The following is a 21,539-nucleotide window of genomic DNA, read 5'->3' as shown; positions in this document are numbered from 1 at the left end:
GCTTACGTCCGCGTCCATCGATGCGCAAGACTTTGACCACAGTCGATTGACATCGATGTCATCGGGCGCCGACACGGCACTGCCGGTGCCTGAGCGGCGAGCATCGCTCGTGCGGCGCCGGTGTCACCAGCCGGCGGGGTTCTGGAGCTGGTCGGCGATGTGGAGATCGCCGAGGGTACGCAGCACCTCGGCCTGGGTGAACGGGTGCTTTGTGGTGTTGATGTTGATCGTGGCGGTGATGAACAGGTCGTTGACCTTCATGGTCCAGGAGCGACCGCCGGGGTCCGCGAACACCCGGTACGGTCCAGCCTTCAGCGGCCGGGGGTATTCGCCGCCGCCGGGCGGGGTCCACTCGGCCTGAATGTGCAGCTTGCGGTCACCGTCGACGACCATCAGGGCGCCGGCGCTGAACACGGCCGGGGCGCCGGCCGTCACCGTGGACCAGCACCTCGTCGCGGTCGCTGATCCCGGCGTGCTGCCGAGCCGGATCGGCAGCACGCAGCGGCGCACCTGGTCGAACCGGACCTGCTGCGCGATCCGTACGGCCCGCGCGGGGTCGTCCTGACCGTTCAGCTGCACGTCGGCCCGTGCCCAGAGCCCGTCGACGGGCTGCCACACGTACGAATACACCCGGCCCTGTTCCCCAGCGCCATGGCCGGGCCGGGAAATGCGCACCGTGGCGGGCCGATCTCCGACGGTGGTCGCAGCGGGGCCGGACATGCCGGCGCCCGGTTCCCTGTCGAATCCCGGCGACGCCTCCGCCTTCCGCTTCGATTCAGCCGAGCTCACGTGCACGAAGAAGTCGTCGGTATAAACCTCTGCCGATTCCACGCCGGGCTCGGACGTCCAGGATGCCTGTCCGGCGCGGGCGGCGAACACGTCCACTGAGAAGTGCAGCAACCCCGGATCGGTCCCCACGAGGTCGGGCCGCGCCGTCGCGCCGGGCTGCCCGTCCGCCGGAGGCGGCCTCAGGTCGGTCTCCGGGCTCGCGGACGGCGACGGGTGCGGGCTCACCGGTGTGGCCAGATGCTGCCGGGGCAGCAGGATGTTGGTGGCTACCGCTGCCACAGTGGCGATCGCCAGTGCGGTGGCGACGACGCGGCGCCGGACCCGTAACCGCTGTCCCCGTTCCACAACGATGTGCAGCAGCGGTTGCGGGTCGATGGGCGTGCCGGCGTCCGCGCGTTCCTGCAGGCTCGTGGACAGTGCGCGGTCGAGGTCGGCGGTCATCGGCGGTCTCCCGTCAGCTCGTGCGGCTCGCCGCGCAGCTGCTTCAGCTTGTCCAGGGCGCGTTTGGCCTGGGTGCGAACGGTGCCTTGGCTGCATTGCAGCAACTCGGCGATGGTGGCGTCGTCGTAGTCCTCGTAGTAGCGCAGCACGACGACCGTGCGCTGACGCGGCGACAGCTGCATCACCAGCCGCCACATGGCGTCGCGGTCGGCCGACTCCGCGGCGGAGTCCCGGCCGGTGGCGGTGTCCTGCACGGCGGCCACGGCGATCTCACGGTTGACCAGGCGGCGCAGCCAGGAATGGTGGGCGTTGACCACCATCCGCCGGACGTAGAGGTCGGGCCGGTCCAAGCCGCTCACCCTCGGCCACTGGACGTAGGCCTTGGCCAGCACGTCCTGCACCAGGTCCTCGGCCCGGTGCTCATCACCGGTCAGCAGGCGCGCCAACCGCACCAGGGCCACGCCCCGCGCCAGCACGTACTCCTCGAACGTCACGCCTTATGAAACGGCGTGGGCCCGGCTCCCCGTAGACGAACGACAACGATGAAATTCGGCCCGCGCGGGCGTGAAGCTGCTCACCGCCGAACAAGATCGGCTGATTTCAGGGCAAATGCGACGACGTGTGCCGGTGCACAGGCGAATTGCTTCATTCCGTGCTCCGGGGAGCCGATCCTCCCTTCGACAACCGGGGGTGGACTGGTGGACGGCGATGGCATGAGCGCGGACGAGCTGTCGGCTGCGCTGCTCGCGCTCGAGGACCAGGTCGTGACCCATATCGGGGACTGCTATGCCGCCGCGGTCGAACTCGAACGGCTGGCCGAGCCGCTGGGCGACGAGGGACTGCTCGCGCGCGCACGGCTCTGCGCGGCCGGCATGCGGCTGCGGATCGGTGATGTCGCCACGGCCACCCGGCAGATCTACGCCATCCACGAGTGGGCCGCTCAGCACGGTGACCGTCGGCTGCAAGCCCGAACCCACAACGCCTGTGCGCACGCCCACCGCCTGGCCGGTGATTCCGCCAAGCGGCTGGAGCACGCCCTGAGCGCGGTGGAGCTGCTGGACGACACCGCCACCCCGTTCATGCAGGTGTTGCACCGCCTGGGGCTGGCCGAGGCGCTGGCCCTCAACGGCGCGATCGAAGCCGCCAGGCCCCGCTTTCGCCAGGCCGAGCAGTTGGGCCGGGAACTGCAGCAGTGGCGGCAGGTCACCGTTGTGCTCAACAACTGGGCGTACATCGAGTTCACCACCGGGGATCTGGAACGCGCCGAGGAGATAGCCAACCGGCTCCCGGAACACGCGGAAGCACACGGGCTGAAACTGTCTCCCGCCGTCCTGGACACGATCGGGGCGATTCAGATCGCCAACGGCCTCTACGCCGAGGCCGAACAGACCATCCGGCTGTGTATCGAGCGCTGGGCGGCCGGGGAGAACGAGAACGCCGACGACATGGCCGAGTATCAGCTGACTCTGGCCCGGGCCCTGCGCGGGATGGATGAGCTGGACCGGGCTCAGGCTGCCCTGGATTCCTCCCGGGCGCTCTGCGCCGAGCGGGGGCTGCCCGAGGTGATGGTCCGGGTGCACCAGGAGCAGGCTGAGGTGTACGCCGCGCGGGGTGACCATGCCGCGGCGTTCGCCGAGCACAAGGAGTCGTTCGCCGCCAACGAAAGCCTGCGCCGGACCGAACGGCAGGCGCAGGCGCAGACCCGGCAGGTCATGTTCGAGACCGCTGAGGCCCGCCAGGAGGCCGAAAGGTTCCGGGAGCAGGCCCTCCACGATCCGTTGACCGGGCTGCGCAACCGCCGGTACGTCGACGAGGAACTGCCCGCACTGATCGCAGGCGACCCGGCCCTCGTCGTGGCGATCGCCGACGTCGACCGCTTCAAGCGGATCAACGACACGCTGTCGCACGACACCGGCGATCAGGTGCTGGTGCAGGTCGCGAGGCTGCTGGAGACCGGACTGGCCGCCGTCGCGCCCGACGGGTTCGTGGCCCGCATCGGCGGCGAGGAGTTCCTGCTGGTCCTGCCCGCCACCTCTGTGTGGTCCGCGGCCAGGGCCCTCGACGAGCTTCGCCGCGCCGTCGGCGGGCACGGCTGGCAGGATCTCACCGGAGAGCTGCCCGTCACCGTCAGCATCGGCGTGGCCGGGGTGAACGAGACCTCGCCGCCCAGCCAGTCGGCGGCGTTGTCCGCCGCCGACCGCAACCTCTACGCCGCCAAGCACTCCGGGCGCAACCGGGTCGTCGCCGGTGCGCCTTCGGAGACGTACCTCGACCGCCATGTGGCCTGACCGAGGGTCTACCTCGCCCCGAGCACGCTGATCATCGTTCGTCCTCGGGCGCGACGATCCGTACGGCCCGCAGCCGCACCATTGCGTGTCGCACTCGTTGATCGGTGTCACCGTTCCAGAAGATCTCGTGACCCTCCAGTTCCTGCCACGACCCGTCCGGTTCCCTTCGCACTGCACCGACGGCAGTGACCCGAAGGCGTAATGTGCCGCGCCCGTACCGGTAGTCCGGCTCGGCGGCGTGGATGACATCGCCGACCGAGATCTGCGGCGCCCTGGGTGCCGTCATCGCCGCCTGCCATCGGGTGACTGCCAGAGCCGAGGGTCCGCCAGCGACTGCCCGTCGACGATGAGGTGGTCGTACGCGTCGCGCCAGTCCGGGCAGGACCGTTTGCCGCAGATCGGACAGGTTCCGGTCGACGGGTCGTTGGCGTGCTTGGTCAGCACCAGCCGTAGGTATGCCACCTCCTCGGCTGGCAGGTTTGTCGTCGGGTCATCGGGTCGATCCTCGATGTAGTTCATCGCGTGCTCCGTGCAGGGAGTGGTGAAGGTCGCCGGGTCCGCGCCAATTCGACCAACCCTGCGGTTCACGCTCCACGGCGGAATCGGCGCAGATTCGGCGCATCACCGTTGCATCACGCGGCGTGAGCTGGATGATGGTTCCGTCACCAACCGAGCGATGACGGGAGGCAGACATGCCTGCCAGACGGCACGGGCTGGCGCACCGCCGGAAGACGATCGGCTTGAGCCAGGAACGCTTGGCCGAGGCCGTGGGCGTGGACCGCTCGACCGTCGTGCGCTGGGAGCGTGCCGAGACGGAACCGCAGCCGTGGCACCGCCCCAAGCTCGCCACCGCGCTGAGGATCTCGGTGGAGGAACTCGCCGAGTTGCTTGCGCCGCCACCCCCGCGGCCGATTTCATCGCTCGCGTCATTTGGGAGCCGGACGGCCGAGGACGTGGCGACACCTGCAGCAGGTAGTGACGATCTCGACGTCGTGCGATCGTTCCGTGCCGCTGACCGTCAAGTCGGTGGCGCCGGTCTGTATTCGGCGGTAACCAGCTATCTGCAGCGCGTGGTCGCGCCTCGCGTTTTCGGCCAGACCCCTGATCGTGACGGGGAACGGGTCTTCGCGGCTGCCGCCAACCTGACTGAGATGGCCGGGTGGATGGCTCACGACTGTGGGCACGACGAGATTGCCTGGCAACATTTCACACGAGCGTCGAGCATGGCTGTGGCCAGCCGGGATCATCAACTTGCCGCGCACATCTTCGGCAGCTTGAGTCATCTCGCCATTCACCTTCGCCAGCCGAGGGCTGCGATCTCCCACGCGCTTCGAGGCCAGGAACAGATAGCGCTCGCCGACCGGCATCCAGGGCTGGAAGCGCGTCTGCTCGCATTGCGGGCACGGGGGCACGCCGCCACCGGTGATGCCGATGCCTGCCTCGACGATCTTCGAAGGGCTGAGGCTGCACTCGAAAGGCCGCTACCGCAGTCGACCTCACTCTGGGCGAACAACTACGACGCCGCCTCCTTGGCTGTCGACACAGCCCGGTGCCTACACCAGATTGGACACCTCGGCTCCGCGTGGACCCAGGTAGAGCAGGTAAGTCTGCTTCGGCCGCCGGATCGGGTACGCAGCCGTGCCCTCGCCCAGCTGATCCTGGTGTCGATCCTCATCGCTCAGCATCGTCCCGAGGAGGCGTGCGCGGTCGCCCGGCGGGTGCTTGATGCGACGACGGCGCTCGGATCTGTCCAGGTGTCAAGGCAACTTGAAGCCTTGGGAGGAGGGCTCCAGGCGTACCGTAATGTCCGATGTGTGGATGAATTCCGCCAGCGTCTGCGGGACGAACTGACCGCGCGACGGTGGATGACTCAGTTCTCGGGTGGCGTCGATCCGATCGGAACTGGACCGCTGTGAACTCCGACCTTCCCCTCTACGAGCGCGATCCGGACGCCTGGCAGGCCTACCTGGCGGAAGGCAACCGCACCCAGCCGCGCAAGCGGGTCAGTGCCGACGTCCTGTTTCGTGACGAGGCCGGGCGGATCTTGCTTGTCGATCCGCGGTACAAGCCGGACTGGGATCTGCCCGGCGGGATGGCCGAAGCCAATGAGGCGCCGTTGAGCGCGGCACGACGGGAGGTCGCCGAGGAACTCGGTCTCGACTACGGCGGCGGGCGGCTCCTGGTCGTTGACTGGGTGGCCCCACACGGGCCGTGGGACGACGTTCTGGCGTTCGTCTTCGACGGGGGCGTGATCTCCCCACGCGACCGGGTGGGCATCCGATTGCTCGACGGTGAACTGAGCGAATACCGGTTCGTCGCACCTCACGACGTTGGCCGTCTGCTCCGCCCGTACGTCGAGAGCCGCGTCCGGGAAGCTCTCGACGCTGCCAGGGACGGCACGGTGAGATACCTCCACGGCGGGCACTCCGTGTGACGGAGAATGGGCGGCCGGGCTCACGACAGGGGACCGACCAGGCCGTCCTCGTACGCCAGGATCACCAGCTGGACGCGGTCCCGGACGCCCAGCTTCGCGATCGCGCGGGTGATGTGGGTCTTTGCGGTCAACGGGCTGATCACCAGCTGTCGAGCGATGTCCTCGTTGGACAGTCCGGTAGCCACCAGCCGCACCACCTCGCGCTCGCGCGCGGTGAGCACGGTGAGCCGGTCCCCGCCACCGGAAGGGGGCGCGGCCGGGCGATGCGCGAAACGCGTCACCACCCGCCGCGTGACGCTGGGGGACAGCAGCGCCTCCCCGGCCGCGACCACCCGGACCGCCTGGCGAAGCCCGTCGGGGTCGACCTCCTTGGTGAGGAAGCCGCTGGCACCCGCGGCGAGCGCCGCGAAGACGTACTCGTCGGTCTCGAAGGTGGTCAGGATGACCACCCGGCAGTCGCGCAGCGCCGGGTCGGCGACGATCTGCCGGGTCGCGGCGATGCCGTCGAGGCCGGGCATCCGGATGTCCATCAGCACCACGTCCGGCTGCAGTACCCGCGCCGTGCGGACCGCCTCGTCGCCGGTGGAGGCCTCGCCGACGACCGCGATGTCCTTGCCGCGCCGCAGCAGGCTGCGGAATCCGGCGCGGACGAGGTGCTGGTCGTCGGCGAGCAGCACGGAGATGGTCACGGTCAGTCCGCGATCGGGATCATCGCGCGGACGGCGAACCCGCCGTCGGCCGCCGGTCCGGCGGTGAGCGCCCCGCCGAGCGCCGCGACCCGCTCCCGCATGCCGAGGATGCCGTGGCCCTCGTCGCCGACCGGGTTGCCGGTTCCGTCGTCGCGTACGTCCACGACGACCTTTCTCGGCGAGTACCGCAGGATCACCGACACCTGGGCGGCGCCGGCGTGCCGCACGGTGTTGGTCAGCGACTCCTGCACCACCCGGTACACCGCGGTGGCGACCGGGGCGGGCACGTCTCCGCGGTCGCCGAACTCCATCAGCGACACGGTCAGCCCGGCGGCGCGGACCTGATCGGCGAGCCGGTCCAGGCCGTCCAGGTCGTCGGTGGGGGAGACGTCATCGGGCGTGTCCTCGCGCAGGACGGCGACGAGCGACTTGAGGTCGGTCATGGCGCGCCCGCGGACGTCCTGGGCCAGCCGCAGCGCGGCGCGGGCCTCGTCCGGCTCGGCGTCGAACGCGTCCATCGCCACGTTGAGGTGGACACCCACCACGGCGAGGGTGTGCGACACGACGTCGTGCATGTCGCGGGCGATGTGGACCCGCTCCTCGGCGCGCCGCCGACGCGCGTCGAGTTCGCGCTCGTGCAACTCCTGGCCCAGCCGGGCGGCGACCTCGGCCTGCCACCGGCGGGTGCTGCGGTAGGCGTGCGCGGCGGCCAGCACGGCGGCCAGCCACAGCGCCTCGCCGCCGATGCGGGCCACGGTCGCCTCGAATCCGCCCAGGTCGACGACGTACTCCCACAGGGTGCCGTAGGTCAGCGTCAGCGCGGCGACCGTGACGGCTGTGCGGACCCGCCCGGCGAGCGCGAGCGCCACCAGCGCCGCGGTGGCCGGCCACACCCAGCCGGTCCCGATCAGGTGGGCCCCGCGCATCGCGGCGACGCAGAGCACGGAGCCGACGAGCACGGACGCGGGCCACCAGCGGGCCAGCGGGACCAGCAGGGCCAGGACGACGGCCAGCGACACCGTCATGACGGCCTGCGTGTTGCCGCCGGTCAGGGCGAGACCGGCGGGCACGCCGACGAGGGTCAACGCGGCGGCGGCCCCCACCGGGAAGTGCGGGGACCGGGCGGCGACCGGCGGGACGGTCGCGGTGACGGGCGGCGGTGGTGCCAGCGTGCTGACGGACATGGGTACCTCCTCGGTCGAGATGACCCGAAGCTATGGCGGGCCGAGCCTACGGCGCGTCGTCCCGTCGCCGTCATTCGCGCCGACGCCTGCGGACTACCCGCTACTCCCGTCGGTGTACGCCGGTCCGTCAGGGCGTGGTGTCGCGGCGGGCGCGGGCCCGGCGCTTGCCCTCGTGCATCGCCGCGACCCGCGCGACCGGGACCGTGTGTCCCTCCTCGACCAGGCCGGGGTCCAGCGACTGCGGCGGGGGCATCGCTCCCGCCCACGGGTCGGACCCGGCCAGCAGCGCGGGCACGGTGTGCACGGTGAAGTCGGCCGGGCGTACGTCGTCCAGGTCGTCCCAGCCGACCGGGAACGACACCGGGACCCCGGGCCGCGCCCGCGGACTGTACGCGGCGACGACCGTCGCGCCGCCGGCCCGGGTGGAGTCGAGGAAGACCTTGCCGTGCCGGTCCTCGCGGATGAACGCGGTGGTGGCCAGGGCCGGGTCGAGCCGTTCCGCGCGGACACCCACGGCCCGGGTGGCCGCCGCCACGTCCTCCACGGCGACCTCCGGTGGCAGCGGGACGAACACGTGCACTCCCTTGGCGCCGCTGGTCTTCACCGCGCTGGCCATCCCGGCGTCCGTCAGCACCTGCCGGACGAGCCGCGCCGCACCCACCGCCAGCGCGAAGCCGCCGTCATCCGGGGGGTCCAGGTCCATGATGAGGTGGGTCGGGTGGTGGCGGCCCGCGAGCGCGAGCGTCGGGTGGTATTCGACCGCCCGCTGGTTGGCGAACCACAGCAGCGTGCGGCGGTCGTTGCACAGGGCGTACTGGACCTCGCGCTGGGACGCCTCCGCCCACACCGGCACCCGGGGCACCCAGTCCGGGGTGTATTTGGGCAGGTTCTTCTGCATGAAACGGTCCTGGCCGCGCAGGACGCGGATGACCGAGAGGGGGCGGTCCCGCAGGACCGGCAGGATGTCGTCCCGGACGGCGTCGAGATAGTCGACCAGGTCCCGCTTGGTCGCCCCGGCGCCCGGGAAGAGCTCCTGGTCCAGGTTCGTCAGGGGTACGCCGTCGCGTTCCTCGCCGCCGCTACTCATGCCGCCCATCCTGCCCGACCGCGCCGGTGCCCGCCCTCAGCTCGCGGCGCGGGCGATGATCACCGCGGGCACCAGCATGGCCAGGGTGAGCACGACGTAGGCGCCGCCCAGCCAGACCCGGCCGTGTCGGGTGGCGATGACCGCGGCGACGAACGGCAGCAGCACCACGAGTACGGCCGCCAGTGTGAACGCCCGCCCCGGCGGGCTGCCGGGCGCCACGGTGAATCCCCAGCCGAGCGCGAGCGACACCGAGACCGCCCAGGCCAGCGTCACGGCCGTCACCCGCAGCCAGACCGTGGTACGCCGCTCCGCCTCGATCTGCTCCTGCCGGATCTCCCGCGCGGTTCTGGCGGTGACATCGGTGCGCCGGATCAGGGGCGGCCGGGCCTCGGAGGTCACATCCGCACTCTAAGGGCGCGGCACGGTTCCCGCCCGGTGCGTGCGGACCGGTGGCATCGTGCGTTCAGCTCTTGACCGAGCCCGCCATGAGGCCCCCGATGAACCAGCGGCCGAGCAGCACGTACACGATGAGGGTGGGCAGTGACGTGATCAGCGCGCCCGCCATCGACGCCGCGTAGTCCGGCGACTGGGCGCCCGCCAGCGCATTGAGCGCGATCGTGATCGGCCCGTTGCGGGTGTTGGACAGGAAGATCGCGAAGAGGTAGTCGTTCCACGCCGAGGTGAACTGCCAGATGACCGTCACCACGAAGCCGGGGATCGAGATCGGCAGGATGAGCGACCAGAATGTGCGCAGCAGTCCCGCCCCGTCCACCCGACCCGCCTCGATCAGCTCCTCCGGGACGGTCGTCGCGTAGTAGTTCCGGAAGATCAGCGTGCAGATCGGGATGCCGTAGATGCAGTGCACGAAGACCAGGGTGGGGATGCCCGGCGGGATGCCGATCGTCGTGACGATCTCCCGGAGCGGGATCATGACGGCCTGGTAGGGGATGAACATGCCGAACAGGATCAGCGTGAACACCACGTCGGCGCCGGGGAACCGCCACCGGGACAGCACGAAGCCGTTGGCCGCGCCGACGAATGACGAGATCACCGCGACCGGCACGGCCAGTTGAAAGGTACGGACGAACGACGGCCCCAGCGCGGTCCACGCCTTCTCCCAGGACGCGAACGTCCAGTGCTCGGGCAGGTTCCACTGGCCGGTCACCCCGATCTCGGCGCCCGACTTGAAGCTCGTCACGATCAGCACGTACGCGGGCATGAGCACGACGAGCAGGAAGAACACGACGAGCGCGTACTTCACGGCGCGACCCGCGACCGTGCGGGTGGTGGTGGACCTCGCGGGGGGCGGGGCCGCGGGAACCGGCCCGGCCGACGACCGGGTCGCCGTGGTGGCGGTCATGATTGCTTCTCCGTGCGGTTGGTCCAGATCAGGTACGGGACGATGACCACCGCCACGAGCAGCAGCAGGATGATCGAGATCGCGGCGGCCTTGGCGTAGTCGCTGGTCAGCAGCGCCTGCCAGACGTAGACCGCGGGCACCTCGGTGAGCCACTGCGCGCCCGAGACGCTCATGATCAGGTCGAACATCTTCATCGACATGTGCCCCACGATGATCAGCGCGGACAGCGCCACCGGGGTGAGCTGCGGGAAGATGACGTTGCGGTACAGCCGGTACGTGCTGGCTCCGTCCATCGCGGCGGCCTCCCGCAACTCCTGCGGGATGCCCCGGAACCCGGCCAGGAACAGCGCCATCACGTAGCCGGACAGCTGCCAGACGGCGGGCATCGCCATCGCGGCCATGCCCCAATGGGGATTGGTCCACCACGTGTTCTGCAGGAACTCCAGGTGCACGGCGCCGAACACGGCGTTGAGGCCGCCCGCGTCGTCACCCTTGCCCGGGTTCATCAGCCAGCGCCAGACCACCCCGGAGGCGACGAACGAGACCGCCATCGGGAACAGGTAGACCGTACGGAAGAAGCCCTCACCGCGGACCCCGCGCTCCAGCAGGAACGCCCAGAGCAGACCCATCAGCATCGTGCCGGCCATGAACACGGCCGTGAAGATCAGCAGGTTCTTCAGCGAGTGCAGGAACCGGTCGTTGATGTCGTTGGTGAACAGGTTGACGTAGTTGTCGAGCCCGACGAAGCCCTTGGAGCCGCGGGCGTTGTGCTCGTCGGAGACCGAGACCTTCGTGGTCCAGGCGATGAGCCCGTACACGAAGACGGCCAGCAGGATCAGTGAGGGGGAGAGCAGCAGCAGGCCCGGTCCCCAGTGCCGGAGTCGGCGCATCGGGCTCCTTCGTGGTGGTTCAGGGTGCGGCGGCGGGGCGGCCGCCAGCCGCCCCGCCGTCGCGGTCATTCACTTGCCGGCGAACTGCTGTGCCGCGGCGGCGAGCGCCTTCTGCAGGGCGGCGGCGTCGTGGTTGGTGGAGAAGGCGCCGAGCGCCGAGTTGGCGGCCTGCTGCCAGCCCTGCGAGCAGGCGGAGCCGTGGGCGCAGGACGGCACCTGGGTGGCGGACTTCCAGTCGGCCATGGCGGACTGCTGGTACTTCGGGTAGTCCGCCGGGTTGGCGTCGGTCCGGGCCGGGATGGAGCCCTTCGTGGTGTTGAACGCCTTCTGCCCGTCGGCGCTGCCGACCGTCTTCAGCCAGCACTTCGTGCCGTCGGGGTTCTTGGCGCCCTTGGGCAGCACGAAGGAGTCGGCCAGCCACTGGAAGGTGGTGCCGTTGCCGGGGAAGGTGGCGTAGCCGTAGTCCTTGAAGCCCTTGGCGTCGAGATCGGCGGCCTCCCAGTCGCCCATCAGCTGGTAGCCGGCCTTGCCGTCCATCACCAGCTTCTCGGCGTCGGTCCAGTCGAGGGCGTCCCGGTCGGTGTTGGAGTAGGTCTGCAACCGCTGGAAGTCGGCGATGGCCTTGGTGACGCCCGCGTCGTTCCAGTCCGTCTTGCCCTGCCACAGGCCGGTGAACTTCTCCGGGCCGAGGTCCGAGATCAGCACGGATTCGAACAGCATGAGCTGGGTCCAGTCCTTGCCGAGCGCCAGCGGCGCCTTGACGCCCTTGGCCTTGAGCTTGTCGAGGTCGGCGAAGAACTCGGTGAGGTCCTTGGGGTCGGCGGTGATGCCGGCCCCGGCGAGCACCTTCTTGTTGGACCACACCACGTTGGCGCGGTGGATGTTCGCGGGCACCGAGTAGATCTTGCCGTCGACGGTGAGGTTGCCGATGAGGCCCGCCGGGAACGCCTGCTTCAGGCCCCAGGCGTCGTAGTCGGCGCTGATGTCCTCGATCTGGCCCGCGTTGATGTAGTCGAGCAGTTCGGCGCCCGCGTGCGCCTGGAACGTGTCCGGCGGGTCACCCTGCTGCAGGCGGGAGGCGAGCACGGACTTGGCGTTCGCGCCGGCGCCGCCGGCCACCGCGCCGTTCTGGAAGGTCTGACCCGCACAGGCGGTGCCGAAGACGCCGACGAGGCCGTCCAGCCCCGCCTTCTCGCCGCCGTCCGCCCACCAGGTGAACACTTCGACGTTCTTGGATCCAGTGCCGCCGTCGCTGTCGCTGCCTCCGCACGCGGATGCCGTGAGCAGGGCGGCGACGCCCACCACGGCCACTGCGGCCCGTCGCGTAAAGCCCATGGTCCTCCCCAATCCTTGACATCGTTGTCACAGACAACGGCGAATACGCTGCTCCTCCGCTACAGGGGTGTCAATCGCAGGTCAGAGCTTGTAGCCGTGTTGTAACGTGAGCGGTCTTGTTCGACTGGGTTTGGTCAGCGCGGGAAGCGCTCGCCGGAGCCGCGGGCGATCACCGACGTCGGGATGACGATCGTGCGGGCCGGACCCTCATGCCCGCTGATGCGTTCCTGCGCCAGCCGGGCCGCCGAGCGCCCCAGCTCCATGGCGTCGTGGGCGACCACGGTCGTGCCGACCACATCGGCCAGGTCGAAGTCGTCGAAACCGATCAGCGCCGGCGGGTGTGGATGTCCCCGCAACGCCCGCAGGGCACCCGTGGTCAGTCGGTTGTTCGTGGTGAACAGCGCGGTCGGCGCCGGGTCGCTGGCCAGCAGCTCGCGGACCGTACGCTCGGCCTGCCGTACGTCGTGCACGTCGGTCCGCAGGTACGGCCGCCACTGCTCGTTGCCCGCCTCCGCCATCGCCTGCACGAAACCGTCGATGCGTCCCCGCTGCGGTGCCATCCGGGCCAGGTCGGTGACCAGTGCGACGTGCCGGTGTCCACCGGCCAGCAGGTGCAGCGCGGCGGCCCGGGCGCCGCCGTGGTTGTCGATGACGACCGAGTCCGCGGCCATGCCGACCGGGGGCCGGTCGAGGAAGACGAACGGCACCCCCCGGTGGCCCTCGATCGCGAGGTATTCGTGGTCGGTGCCACTGGGGACGATGAGCAGCGCCCGCACCCGGCGTTCCAGGAACGCGTCGACGAGTGCGCGCTCCCGCTCGGCGTCCTCGTCGTTGTTGGCCGTCACGAGTTGCAGGCCGTGCTGGCGCAGCTCGCGTTCGATGCCGCTGGCCACCGCGGAATAGAAGGGGTTGGTGAGGTCGCCGCTGATCAGTCCCACCAGCGCCGACGTCGCGCCGCGCCGCAGCTCGCGGGCGATGCCGTTGAGCCGGTAGCCGAGCTGGTCGGCGGCGGCGCGCACCCGCAGGCCGGTGGCCTCGGCGACGTTCGGTTCCGCGTTGAGCGCCCGGGACGCGGTCTTCAGGCTGACGCCCGCGAGAGCAGCCACCTGGGTCAGGGTCGGCCGCCGTACGGCCTGCCCGTCGGTGGGCCCGGGTGCGGACATGGCGCTCCGTACTGTGCTGACTGGGCGGCGGTTGAGGCCGCAAGTATGGCATCGATGTCCGGCCGTGGGTCGTGGCGCACCGGATCGACCGGCGGTCCCGGACCGCGGAGGTACCTGCCCGTCCGCCGGATCAGTGCCCGGTTCTGCCCGTTCGGGGACTCCGCGAAGGTTGTGCCGAACACTACGTTTTGTAGCTGCCGCGCGGTTCAGTCACCGACAGTACGAGCAGCTGGAGGCGTTGTGGCGGACGGTAAAAGAGCCGGCCGAGACAGGTACTTCGACACTCTCCGTGCAGTTGCCATCATTCGGGTCGTTCTGTTCCACGCCTATCCGATCGCCGCGTTCGAGTTGGTCTTCCCGTCCATGGGGGTGATGTTCGCGCTCGGCGGCTCGCTGATGGTCAGGTCCCTCGACCGCAACGCCCCCCGCGCGATACGTAACCGTCTGCGCCGCCTGCTGCCCGCACTGTGGGTGATGGGACTGATCGCGGTGCCGGTCATGATCCATCATGGCTGGCCGGACCGCCCGACCTGGCCCCGCCTGCTGTTGTGGGCGTTTCCCATCGCCGACCCGCCGTCCAGCCAGTTCGGCTACCCCGCTGCGGGGGTGCTCTGGTACCTGGTCACCTACCTGTGGCTGGTGCTGCTCTCACCCGTGCTGCTCAGGCTCTACCGCCGGTGGAACCTGCCGACCGTGCTGCTCCCGCTGGTCGCGCTCATGTTGCTCATGGCGTACCCGGACACCGTCGGCGCGGCCGCCTTCTGGGTCCTGGTGAACGTCCTCGGGTTCGGCTCCTGCTGGGTGCTCGGCATGGCACACCGCGAGGGGGACCTGGCCCGGCTGGGCACCCCCCTCGTCCTCGGCACCGCGGTGATCTGCGTGTCCGGTGGGCTGGCCTGGGCGTACACCCATCCCGGCGAGGACGGCGTCAACCTGGCCGACCTGCCCGTGGCGTACGCGGTCTACTCCATCGGCTTCGTGCTGGCGCTGCTGCGCTGGTCGCCGCGGATGGACTGGCTGGCCCGGGCCCGGCCGGTCGACAGCTTCGTGTCCATGGTGAACAACCGCGCGGTCACCATCTATCTCTGGCACAACGTCGCCATCACCGTCGCGGTCGCGCTGATCGTCCCGTTCAAGCTCTGGGAGATTCCGAACGAGACCCTCCAGTACGTCGCCGACTTCTCGATCGCGATGGCCATGCTCGTGGTCTGTGTACTCTCGCTCGGCTGGGTGGAAGACCTGGCCGCGCGTCGCCGCCCGCGCATCTCGCCGTTCGTGCGGCGACGGCGTACCCGGCCCGCGCCGCCCGTGGCCGTGCCGGTCGCGGCCTGAAGCCCCTCGTCCGGGCGGCGCCTGATGGGCGTCGGGCGCCGCCCGGACGAGGCCCGCCGTATGGTGTTGACCTTGCCCCTGGGGCAGGCCGCAGCCTCGGACGTGCCGGCCGACCGGCCGGTACGAGGAGGCAGACGTGCAACTGCTCACGATCGGGGCGTTCGCCCGGGCCGCCCGGCCCGCACCGACGCGGGCCGCCGGGACACCAACGAGGACGCGGCGCACGCCACCGACGGGCTGCTGGCGGTCGCCGACGGCATCCGTGGCCCCGGTGGCGCGCAGGCCGCCGCCGCCGCGATCGCCGCGCTCGCCGGTGCCGCGAAGGTCGACCCGGCCGCGCTGCTGGCCACGGTGGAGGCGGCGGACCGTGCCGTGACGGGGCTGGCCGGGCCGGTCACCACGCTCACCGCCCTGTGCTGGTCCGGCACCCGGCTCGGCCTGATCCACATCGGGGACACCCGCGCCTACCTGCTGCGGCACGGCGAGCTGGCCCGGCTCACCCAGGACCATTCGTACGTGCAGACCCTCGTCGACCAGGGCGAACTGCCGCCCGGCGAGGCCGCCGGGCACCCGCAGCGGGCCCTGCTCGTGCGCGCGCTCGGCGCCGGTCCCGGCCGCAGCGAGGCCGACATCGCGGTGCGTACGGCGCTGCTCGGCGACCGGTATCTGCTCTGCTCCGACGGACTGTGGGCGGTCACCGGTGACGCCGCTCTGCGTGACGCGCTGGCCGCGGGTGGTGAGCCGGGTGACGTGGTGGACCGCCTCGTGGACCTGGCGTACGCGGGTGGCGCGCCGGACAACATCGCCTGCGTGGTGGCGGACGTCGTGGAGGCGTAGTGCGGTACGTCGATCGGGGTACGTCAAACGGGCCATAGCTTGCGGTCTATCCCATTGGCCAGAATCTGACGCATGACCGCCCCGGGAAACTCCGCTCTGCTCGTGACGCTGCTGGCCGCCTTCATCGCGTGCACCGGGTACGCGGCCGGCCGCCTGCACCAGTGGTACCGGACGGGGCTGGACCGCGACGAGGCGTTCCGCGACGGGTACGACACCGCCACTCGCAGCGTGTTCGGCCTGGCGGCACGCATCATCGCGCCGCGCCGCGGCGATCGGGCCGCGATCAGCGCCTCGGCCGCGGTGATCGTGCCGTCGACCGCGGTGGTGGAGGGCTCGGCAGAACCCCTGCCGGCTGCCGGGCCCTCCGGCCGCCACCAGGTCCCGGACGAGTTGGTCCAGGCCCCGACGTACCGGCTGCCGCCCGACCGGGTGGCCCGTGCCAAGGTGCACGGCGCTGCGGGCGGCATCGACGCGGAGATCGCGGCGCGGCCCACCACCCGGATCACCGTGCCGAAACCCCGCTCGTCCTGATCTCCCGGCCGATCCGTGGCCGCGCCTCGTCGTCGCGTGTCGGCACGCCGCCTTGTCGGTGCCGCCTGGTACACCGGGTGGCGGTGAGAGGGGGTGCCGCGTGGCGAAGGTGATCGGTGGCATGACGATCTCGCTCGACGGCTTCGTTGCCGACGAGCACGGCGACTCCGGCGCGCTGTACCAGGATCTGGCGGCGTTGCACGGCACGGACTACATGGACGAGATGATCGCCGAGGCGGGTGCGGTCGTCATGGGGCGGCGTTCGTTCGAGATGCCGGAGGATCCGGACACGATCGCGGACACCTACGAATTCCAGGTCCCGCTGTTCGTGGTGACCAGCCACCCACCGGCCCGGCACCCGCGCGAGAACGACCGCCTGACGTTCACGTTCGTCACCGACGGCCCCGAGTCCGCGGTGCGGCAGGCCAAGGCGGCGGCGGGGGAGCGGGCGGTGCAGATCGTGGGCGGGGCCCGGCTCGGCACCGAACTGCTGGTGGCGGGCCTGGTCGATGAGGTACGGGTCGACGTGATGCCGGTCTTCCTCGGCGCCGGTGTCCGGCTCTTCGACGACCCGAGACTGGCGGGCGTCGCACTGGAACGCATCGGGCTGACCGAGGTCGGCCAGCGGGTCAGCCTGCGCTTCCGCGTCCTGCGCTGACGGCGCTACCGGCGTGGGGCCGCCGCACCGGCCCGGGCTCCCCGACTGCTCGGCGTCCGGGCGTCGGATCCGGCAGCGGCCAGGGCCTCCTGGAGGCCGCGGGCGGCGAGACGGTCGGCGCGCTCGTTCTCCGGGTGGCCGTTGTGGCCCTTGACCCAGTGCCACCGCACGTCGTGATGCTGGACGGCCGCCTCCAGGCGCTGCCACAGGTCGACGTTCTTGACCGGCTGGCGGGCGGAGGTCAGCCAGCCGTTGGCCCGCCACCGCGGCAACCACTTCGTGATGCCGTCGCGGACGTAGATGCTGTCGGTGTACAGCAGGACGGTCAGCGGCGCCCGGGTCAGGCTCTCCAGCGCCCGGATCGGGGCCATCAGCTCCATCCGGTTGTTCGTGGTGGGGGTGGCCTCGCCGCCGCACAGGTCCTTCTCGGCGGTGCCGTAGCGCAGCACGGCGCCCCAGCCGCCCGGGCCCGGATTCGGGACGCAGGCCCCATCGGTGTAGATCTCCACCACGGCGCTGTTGTCGGTCACGCGCGCACGATACCGAGGGGTCGGGGACGCCTCGCGTGCCCGGGTGTCCGGAAAGGCGCACCGGCACCGACGGTGACCGGGAGCACACCGGGCCCCTCGGTATCGTTTGCCGCGGCGAATCCGACGGAGGGTTGAGATGGGCGACGAAGACGCCGTGGTGGTGCGGGATCTGGTGATCCGCTACGGCACCCGCACCGCGGTCGACGGGGTGTCGCTGGCCGTTCCGCGCGGCGCGGTGCTGGCGCTGCTCGGCAACAACGGCGCGGGCAAGACCAGCCTGCTCCAGGTGTGCGAGGGCTTCCGCAGCCCGGACGCGGGCACCGTACGGGTGCTCGGGCTGGACCCGGTCGCCGACCACGACGCGCTCATGCCCCGGCTGGGGATCATGCTGCAGGCGGGCGGCATGTATCCGTGGGCCACCGCGGGCGAGATCCTCCAGCTGTTCGCCTCCTTCGCGGCCCGGCCGCTGGACACCGGCATGCTGCTGGACCGGCTGGGACTGCGCCGGGCGGCGCGTACGACGTTCCGCCGCCTGTCCGGCGGCGAGCAGCAGCGCCTGGCGCTCGCGGTCGCCCTGGTGGGGCGCCCCGAGATGGTCTTCCTGGACGAGCCGACCGCGGGCATGGACACCGAGGCCCGGCACACCACCTGGGGCCTGGTCGAGGAGTTGCGCGCCGACGGGGTCACCATCCTGCTGACCACGCACCTGCTCGACGAGGCCGAACGGCTGGCCGACCATGTCGTGATCATGCGGTCCGGGGTGGTCGCCGCCACGGGCACCCCGGCCGAGCTGACCGCCGCCGCCGGCATCGACCTGCTCCAGGTCCGGGCCGACCCCGGGCTGCCGGTCGGCGACCTGGCCGCCCGCCTGGACGGCGTCCTGGTCACCGAAGCGTCGCCCGGCGAGTACGCGCTGGCCGGCCCGCTGCGCACCGAGGCCCTCGCGCAGGTGCTGGGCTGGTTCGCGGCGCGCGACGCCCAGGTGACCGGGGTCGACACCCGGCGGCGCACCCTCGAAGACGTCTACCTGGCCCTCACAGCCGGGGCCAGTCGGTGAACGGCCCGGGAGGCCAGCGATGACGGGTACCTTCACACCGGCACCGGGCCGCGCGCCGATGCGCGCCGTCCTGTCCCGCCAGGTCCGCACGGAACTGCTGCTGACCGCCCGCCGGGGCGAGGCCGTCGTGCTGGCCATGGGCGTACCCCTGCTGGTCCTGCTCGGCGCGACCCTGACCCGGGCGACCAATGTGCCCGGTGCCGACCGCCCGGGTTACGTCGTGCCCGGGGTGCTGGCCCTGACGGTGTTGTCGACCGCGTTCACCGGCCAGGCCATCACCACCGGATACGAGCGCAGCTACGGCGTCCTGAAACGGCTCGGCGCCTCGCCGCTGACCCGGCCCGGCCTGCTGGCCGCCAAGACGGTGGCGGTGTGGTGCCTGGTCGCGGTGCAGCTGCTGGTGCTGGCGGTGGTGGGTGTCGCGGTGGGCTGGCGTCCGCAGCTGGGTCAGCTGCTGCCCGCGGTGGGTGTCACGGCGCTGGCCACGGCGGCGTACTGCGGGCTGGCGTTGCTGCTGGCGAGCCTGCTGCGGCCGGAGACGGTGACCGCCGCGGCGACGCTGATCTATGTGCTGATGCTGGCCGCGGGCGGGGTCATGTTCGCCGCCCCGGATCTCGGCCCGGCCGGGTACTTCCTGCTGCCGCTGGCCGCGCACGCCGCCGCGCTGCGTGCCACCCTCACCGGTGGTGCTCCCGTGGACGGCTGGATCTGGGCCAGCCTCGCGCTGTGGGCGGTCCTCGCCCTCGTCGGCGCCGCCCGCCGGTTCCGCTGGGAATGAGCGGCCGGATCGCACCGTCCGGGGCCTGATGTGGACCCGATCGGGTGACTCTCCGTAGGCGTCCGATAGTTTCGTGGTTGTCTATGCAGGTCATTGATGATCGGCAGTACCCGAGGGCTTGTGTGGGGTGCCTTTTGTGCTACGGTGCGGTGGCCTGATTCACACTGCCGGGCAAATCGTAACCGCCAATGCATAATCCGGGTCGGATGGTAAGGGCGCGCTTCCACCTTCCGTGGAAGTCGATGGCCCTGCTATTTTGTCCGGCGTGGACGTGAGTCCATCTGCAATGCCACGGATGTCACCCGGGATCGGCGTCCGCGCATTGCTCCTGTCGTTTGTCGAAATCGCGATCGAGGGGTCGGGTTCCCACCTGGAAACAGTCCGGCGTCGCCGCCTCTGACCAACCGCGTATCCGCGGGTAGGCAGCGGTTGGGGACGTCTTGGTGCCGTGCATGAAAATGCCGAGTGGGCGTGGGGTCTCACTGGAGGCAAGGCGTCGTGACCACGACGGAAACCGCGGCGGACAGCGCCGCGTCAGCGTCATTTGCAGCAACATCGTCTTTCGCGCAGACATCACCGCCACCGGCGACGGCGGCGTATTTCGGCGCCACCGATAGGGATCTCGGTGGTGTTGCGGGACGCGGGCACGCCGACCGCTGGGTGTGGGAAGCACGCTACGTCAGGTATTTGCTGATCATCGACGTCGGTGCCGCCCTGATCGCCACGCTGGCCGCCTTCGTGCTGCGCTTCCAGGGCGCCCGGTACGCGAACTGGTACCTCGCACTGTCCGTACTCATCCCGCTGGTGTGGGTCGCGATCCTCGCGCTGACCCGCGGGTACGAGCGGCGACTGCTGTTCGTCGGCACCGAGGAGTACCAGCGGGTGCTGCGGTCCGCGGGCCGGCTCACCGCCGGGTCCGCGCTCGCCGCGTACGTGGCGCACGCCGGGGTCGCCCGCGGCTACCTGCTCATCGTGCTCGTACTGACCACGGGCGGCACCCTGCTGGGCCGGTTCGCGCTGCGCCGGGCGCTGCACCGGGCGCGCCGACGCGGCACGTGCATGCACCGGGTCCTCGCGCTCGGGCACGCGGACGCGGTGGCCCGGCTGACCGGCCAGCTGCACCGGCGGCACCACCACGGCCTTCAGGTCGTGGGCGCCTGCGTCCCCGATGGCCAGTTGGCCTCGGCGCCCGGCACGGTGGGGGTGCCCGTCTACGGTGCGCTGTCCGCCGCCGCGAACTGCGCCGCGGCTGCCGGGGCGGACACCGTGATGGTGCTGTCCTGCCCGGAGCTGGACGGCGCCATGCTGCGCCGGCTCGCCTGGGAACTGGAACGTGACGACATCGATCTGATCGTCTCCTCGTCGCTGGCAGACACCTCGGGAGACCGGGTCACCGTGCGCCCGGTGGACGGGCTGCCCATGATGCACATCGAACACCCCCGCCTCAGCGGCGGCCGCCGCCTGATCAAGTCGGTGTTCGATCTGTCGCTGGCGGCGGTGCTGCTGCTGGTGTCCGCGCCGGTGTTCCTGGCGGTGGCGCTGGTGGTGCGGCTGGACACCGGCGGCCCGGTGTTCTTCCGGCAGACCCGGGTGGGCCGCGGCGGCGAGCCGTTCCGGATGTACAAGTTCCGGACCATGCACGTCGACGCCGAGCAGCGGCTCGACACCGTACGGCAGCAGAACGAGTTCTGCGGCGTGCTGTTCAAGATGCGCCGGGATCCGCGGGTGACCCGCTCCGGCCGGGTGCTGCGCCGCTGGTCCCTCGACGAGCTGCCCCAGCTGATCAACGTCCTGCTCGGGGACATGTCGCTGGTCGGGCCGCGCCCGCCGCTGCCCGCGGAGGTCGAGCAGTACCCGCAGGACATGCGCCGGCGGCTGATGGTCAAGCCCGGGATGACCGGGCTGTGGCAGGTGAGCGGCCGTTCGGACCTCTCCTGGGAGGACTCGATCCGGCTCGACCTGAGGTACGTGGAGAACTGGTCGCTCACGGTCGACCTGGTGATCCTGCTGCGCACCGCGATCGCGGTCCGGCGCGGCGCGGGGGCGTACTGAACAGCGCGCACTCCCGGTGCGGGGGAACGGCGACCGGGCGCCGCTGGGGCAAGGCAGGCAGGTGCGGTCGGTACGCCGCAGGATGGGGACGGTTCGTTGGGCAC

22 protein-coding genes and 1 pseudogene are annotated in these 21,539 nt (G+C 70.9%); 10 read left to right on the top strand and 13 right to left on the bottom strand.

Translation table 11 applies throughout. The annotated features are described in order from the left end of the window. Positions 1 to 123: 123 nt before the first annotated feature. Positions 124 to 1,230 (bottom strand): hypothetical protein, encoded by a 1,107-nt coding sequence (locus tag ACMCNO_RS25760; RefSeq protein WP_412752024.1) that lies wholly within the window; start codon positions 1,228 to 1,230, stop codon positions 124 to 126. Further along, positions 1,227 to 1,724 carry a SigE family RNA polymerase sigma factor gene (locus ACMCNO_RS25755; RefSeq protein WP_412752023.1) on the bottom strand — a complete coding sequence of 166 codons (498 nt, stop codon included), beginning with the start codon at positions 1,722 to 1,724 and terminating at the stop codon, positions 1,227 to 1,229. The genes ACMCNO_RS25760 and ACMCNO_RS25755 overlap by 4 nt, the downstream gene beginning before the upstream one ends. 204 nt (positions 1,725 to 1,928) lie before the next feature. Here ACMCNO_RS25755 and ACMCNO_RS25750 point away from each other — a divergent pair, with 204 nt between their 5' ends. After that, positions 1,929 to 3,518, top strand: coding sequence for a diguanylate cyclase (locus ACMCNO_RS25750; protein WP_412752022.1), 1,590 nt, complete (start codon positions 1,929 to 1,931; stop codon positions 3,516 to 3,518). Positions 3,519 to 3,549: 31 nt separating this feature from the next. Here the strand turns inward: ACMCNO_RS25750 and ACMCNO_RS25745 are convergent, their stop codons facing one another. Together ACMCNO_RS25745 and ACMCNO_RS25740 are read right to left on the bottom strand one after the other, a co-directional pair. After that, positions 3,550 to 3,804, bottom strand: coding sequence for a hypothetical protein (locus ACMCNO_RS25745; protein ID WP_412752021.1), 255 nt, complete (start codon positions 3,802 to 3,804; stop codon positions 3,550 to 3,552). Beyond that, on the bottom strand, positions 3,801 to 4,037 hold the full coding sequence (locus tag ACMCNO_RS25740; RefSeq protein WP_412752020.1) for a hypothetical protein: 237 nt from the start codon (positions 4,035 to 4,037) through the stop codon (positions 3,801 to 3,803). The genes ACMCNO_RS25745 and ACMCNO_RS25740 overlap by 4 nt, the downstream gene beginning before the upstream one ends. Positions 4,038 to 4,210: 173 nt before the next feature. Between ACMCNO_RS25740 and ACMCNO_RS25735 the strand changes: the two genes are divergently transcribed. Both ACMCNO_RS25735 and ACMCNO_RS25730 read left to right on the top strand, forming a co-directional pair. Then, positions 4,211 to 5,434 (top strand): helix-turn-helix domain-containing protein, encoded by a 1,224-nt coding sequence (locus ACMCNO_RS25735; RefSeq protein WP_412752019.1) that lies wholly within the window; start codon positions 4,211 to 4,213, stop codon positions 5,432 to 5,434. Next, complete coding sequence (locus tag ACMCNO_RS25730; protein WP_412752018.1) at positions 5,431 to 5,952, top strand: NUDIX domain-containing protein; 522 nt, start codon at positions 5,431 to 5,433, stop codon at positions 5,950 to 5,952. Before ACMCNO_RS25735 ends, ACMCNO_RS25730 begins: the two co-directional genes overlap by 4 nt. Positions 5,953 to 5,972: 20 nt before the next feature. Here the strand turns inward: ACMCNO_RS25730 and ACMCNO_RS25725 are convergent, their stop codons facing one another. The 8 genes from ACMCNO_RS25725 to ACMCNO_RS25690 all read right to left on the bottom strand — a co-directional run bounded on the left by ACMCNO_RS25725 (position 5,973) and on the right by ACMCNO_RS25690 (position 13,660). Further along, positions 5,973 to 6,641 (bottom strand): response regulator, encoded by a 669-nt coding sequence (locus tag ACMCNO_RS25725; RefSeq protein ID WP_412752017.1) that lies wholly within the window; start codon positions 6,639 to 6,641, stop codon positions 5,973 to 5,975. 2 nt (positions 6,642 to 6,643) lie between these two features. Further along, positions 6,644 to 7,825 carry a sensor histidine kinase gene (locus ACMCNO_RS25720; protein WP_412752016.1) on the bottom strand — a complete coding sequence of 394 codons (1,182 nt, stop codon included), beginning with the start codon at positions 7,823 to 7,825 and terminating at the stop codon, positions 6,644 to 6,646. Between the two features lie 127 nt (positions 7,826 to 7,952). Further along, complete coding sequence (gene ligD, locus ACMCNO_RS25715; protein ID WP_412752015.1) at positions 7,953 to 8,912, bottom strand: non-homologous end-joining DNA ligase; 960 nt, start codon at positions 8,910 to 8,912, stop codon at positions 7,953 to 7,955. Between the two features lie 36 nt (positions 8,913 to 8,948). Further along, positions 8,949 to 9,311, bottom strand: a complete 363-nt coding sequence (locus tag ACMCNO_RS25710) for a hypothetical protein (RefSeq protein WP_412752014.1) — start codon at positions 9,309 to 9,311, stop codon at positions 8,949 to 8,951. A gap of 64 nt (positions 9,312 to 9,375) precedes the next feature. After that, the gene (locus tag ACMCNO_RS25705) at positions 9,376 to 10,272 is read right to left on the bottom strand and encodes a carbohydrate ABC transporter permease (protein ID WP_412752013.1); all 897 of its coding nucleotides are present in this window, start codon (positions 10,270 to 10,272) and stop codon (positions 9,376 to 9,378) included. Next, positions 10,269 to 11,162, bottom strand: coding sequence for a carbohydrate ABC transporter permease (locus ACMCNO_RS25700; protein ID WP_412752012.1), 894 nt, complete (start codon positions 11,160 to 11,162; stop codon positions 10,269 to 10,271). The genes ACMCNO_RS25705 and ACMCNO_RS25700 overlap by 4 nt, the downstream gene beginning before the upstream one ends. 69 nt (positions 11,163 to 11,231) lie before the next feature. Further along, the gene (locus tag ACMCNO_RS25695; protein ID WP_412752011.1) at positions 11,232 to 12,497 is read right to left on the bottom strand and encodes an ABC transporter substrate-binding protein; all 1,266 of its coding nucleotides are present in this window, start codon (positions 12,495 to 12,497) and stop codon (positions 11,232 to 11,234) included. Between the two features lie 134 nt (positions 12,498 to 12,631). Next, on the bottom strand, positions 12,632 to 13,660 hold the full coding sequence (locus ACMCNO_RS25690) for a LacI family DNA-binding transcriptional regulator (RefSeq protein ID WP_412752010.1): 1,029 nt from the start codon (positions 13,658 to 13,660) through the stop codon (positions 12,632 to 12,634). A gap of 45 nt (positions 13,661 to 13,705) precedes the next feature. Here ACMCNO_RS25690 and ACMCNO_RS25685 point away from each other — a divergent pair, with 45 nt between their 5' ends. The 4 genes and pseudogenes from ACMCNO_RS25685 (at position 13,706) to ACMCNO_RS25670 (ending at position 17,018) form a co-directional block, all read left to right on the top strand. Continuing rightward, positions 13,706 to 14,992 carry an acyltransferase family protein gene (locus tag ACMCNO_RS25685; protein ID WP_412752009.1) on the top strand — a complete coding sequence of 429 codons (1,287 nt, stop codon included), beginning with the start codon at positions 13,706 to 13,708 and terminating at the stop codon, positions 14,990 to 14,992. Positions 14,993 to 15,190: 198 nt separating this feature from the next. Next, positions 15,191 to 15,829 (top strand): annotated as a pseudogene (locus tag ACMCNO_RS25680) (PP2C family protein-serine/threonine phosphatase); the annotation flags it as partial. A 72-nt stretch (positions 15,830 to 15,901) separates the two neighbouring features. After that, complete coding sequence (locus ACMCNO_RS25675) at positions 15,902 to 16,360, top strand: hypothetical protein (protein ID WP_412752008.1); 459 nt, start codon at positions 15,902 to 15,904, stop codon at positions 16,358 to 16,360. Then, positions 16,266 to 17,018 carry a dihydrofolate reductase family protein gene (locus tag ACMCNO_RS25670; protein WP_412752007.1) on the top strand — a complete coding sequence of 251 codons (753 nt, stop codon included), beginning with the start codon at positions 16,266 to 16,268 and terminating at the stop codon, positions 17,016 to 17,018. Before ACMCNO_RS25675 ends, ACMCNO_RS25670 begins: the two co-directional genes overlap by 95 nt. A gap of 5 nt (positions 17,019 to 17,023) precedes the next feature. On the opposite strand, the gene rnhA is transcribed toward ACMCNO_RS25670, so the two are convergent. After that, positions 17,024 to 17,548 (bottom strand): ribonuclease HI, encoded by a 525-nt coding sequence (gene rnhA / locus ACMCNO_RS25665; protein ID WP_412752006.1) that lies wholly within the window; start codon positions 17,546 to 17,548, stop codon positions 17,024 to 17,026. A 136-nt stretch (positions 17,549 to 17,684) separates the two neighbouring features. Here rnhA and ACMCNO_RS25660 point away from each other — a divergent pair, with 136 nt between their 5' ends. From ACMCNO_RS25660 to ACMCNO_RS25650, 3 genes are all read left to right on the top strand, one after another. Next, entirely contained in the window at positions 17,685 to 18,605 is a 921-nt protein-coding gene (locus ACMCNO_RS25660; protein WP_412752005.1) for an ABC transporter ATP-binding protein, read from the top strand. A 19-nt stretch (positions 18,606 to 18,624) separates the two neighbouring features. Further along, positions 18,625 to 19,383, top strand: a complete 759-nt coding sequence (locus ACMCNO_RS25655; RefSeq protein WP_412752004.1) for an ABC transporter permease — start codon at positions 18,625 to 18,627, stop codon at positions 19,381 to 19,383. Between the two features lie 687 nt (positions 19,384 to 20,070). After that, positions 20,071 to 21,435 (top strand): sugar transferase, encoded by a 1,365-nt coding sequence (locus ACMCNO_RS25650; RefSeq protein WP_412752003.1) that lies wholly within the window; start codon positions 20,071 to 20,073, stop codon positions 21,433 to 21,435. Positions 21,436 to 21,539: the final 104 nt, after the last annotated feature.

The organism is Krasilnikovia sp. M28-CT-15 (assembly GCF_047159595.1).
Lineage (GTDB): Bacteria > Actinomycetota > Actinomycetes > Mycobacteriales > Micromonosporaceae > Actinoplanes.
This window is presented reverse-complemented; position numbering and strand designations above follow the sequence as displayed.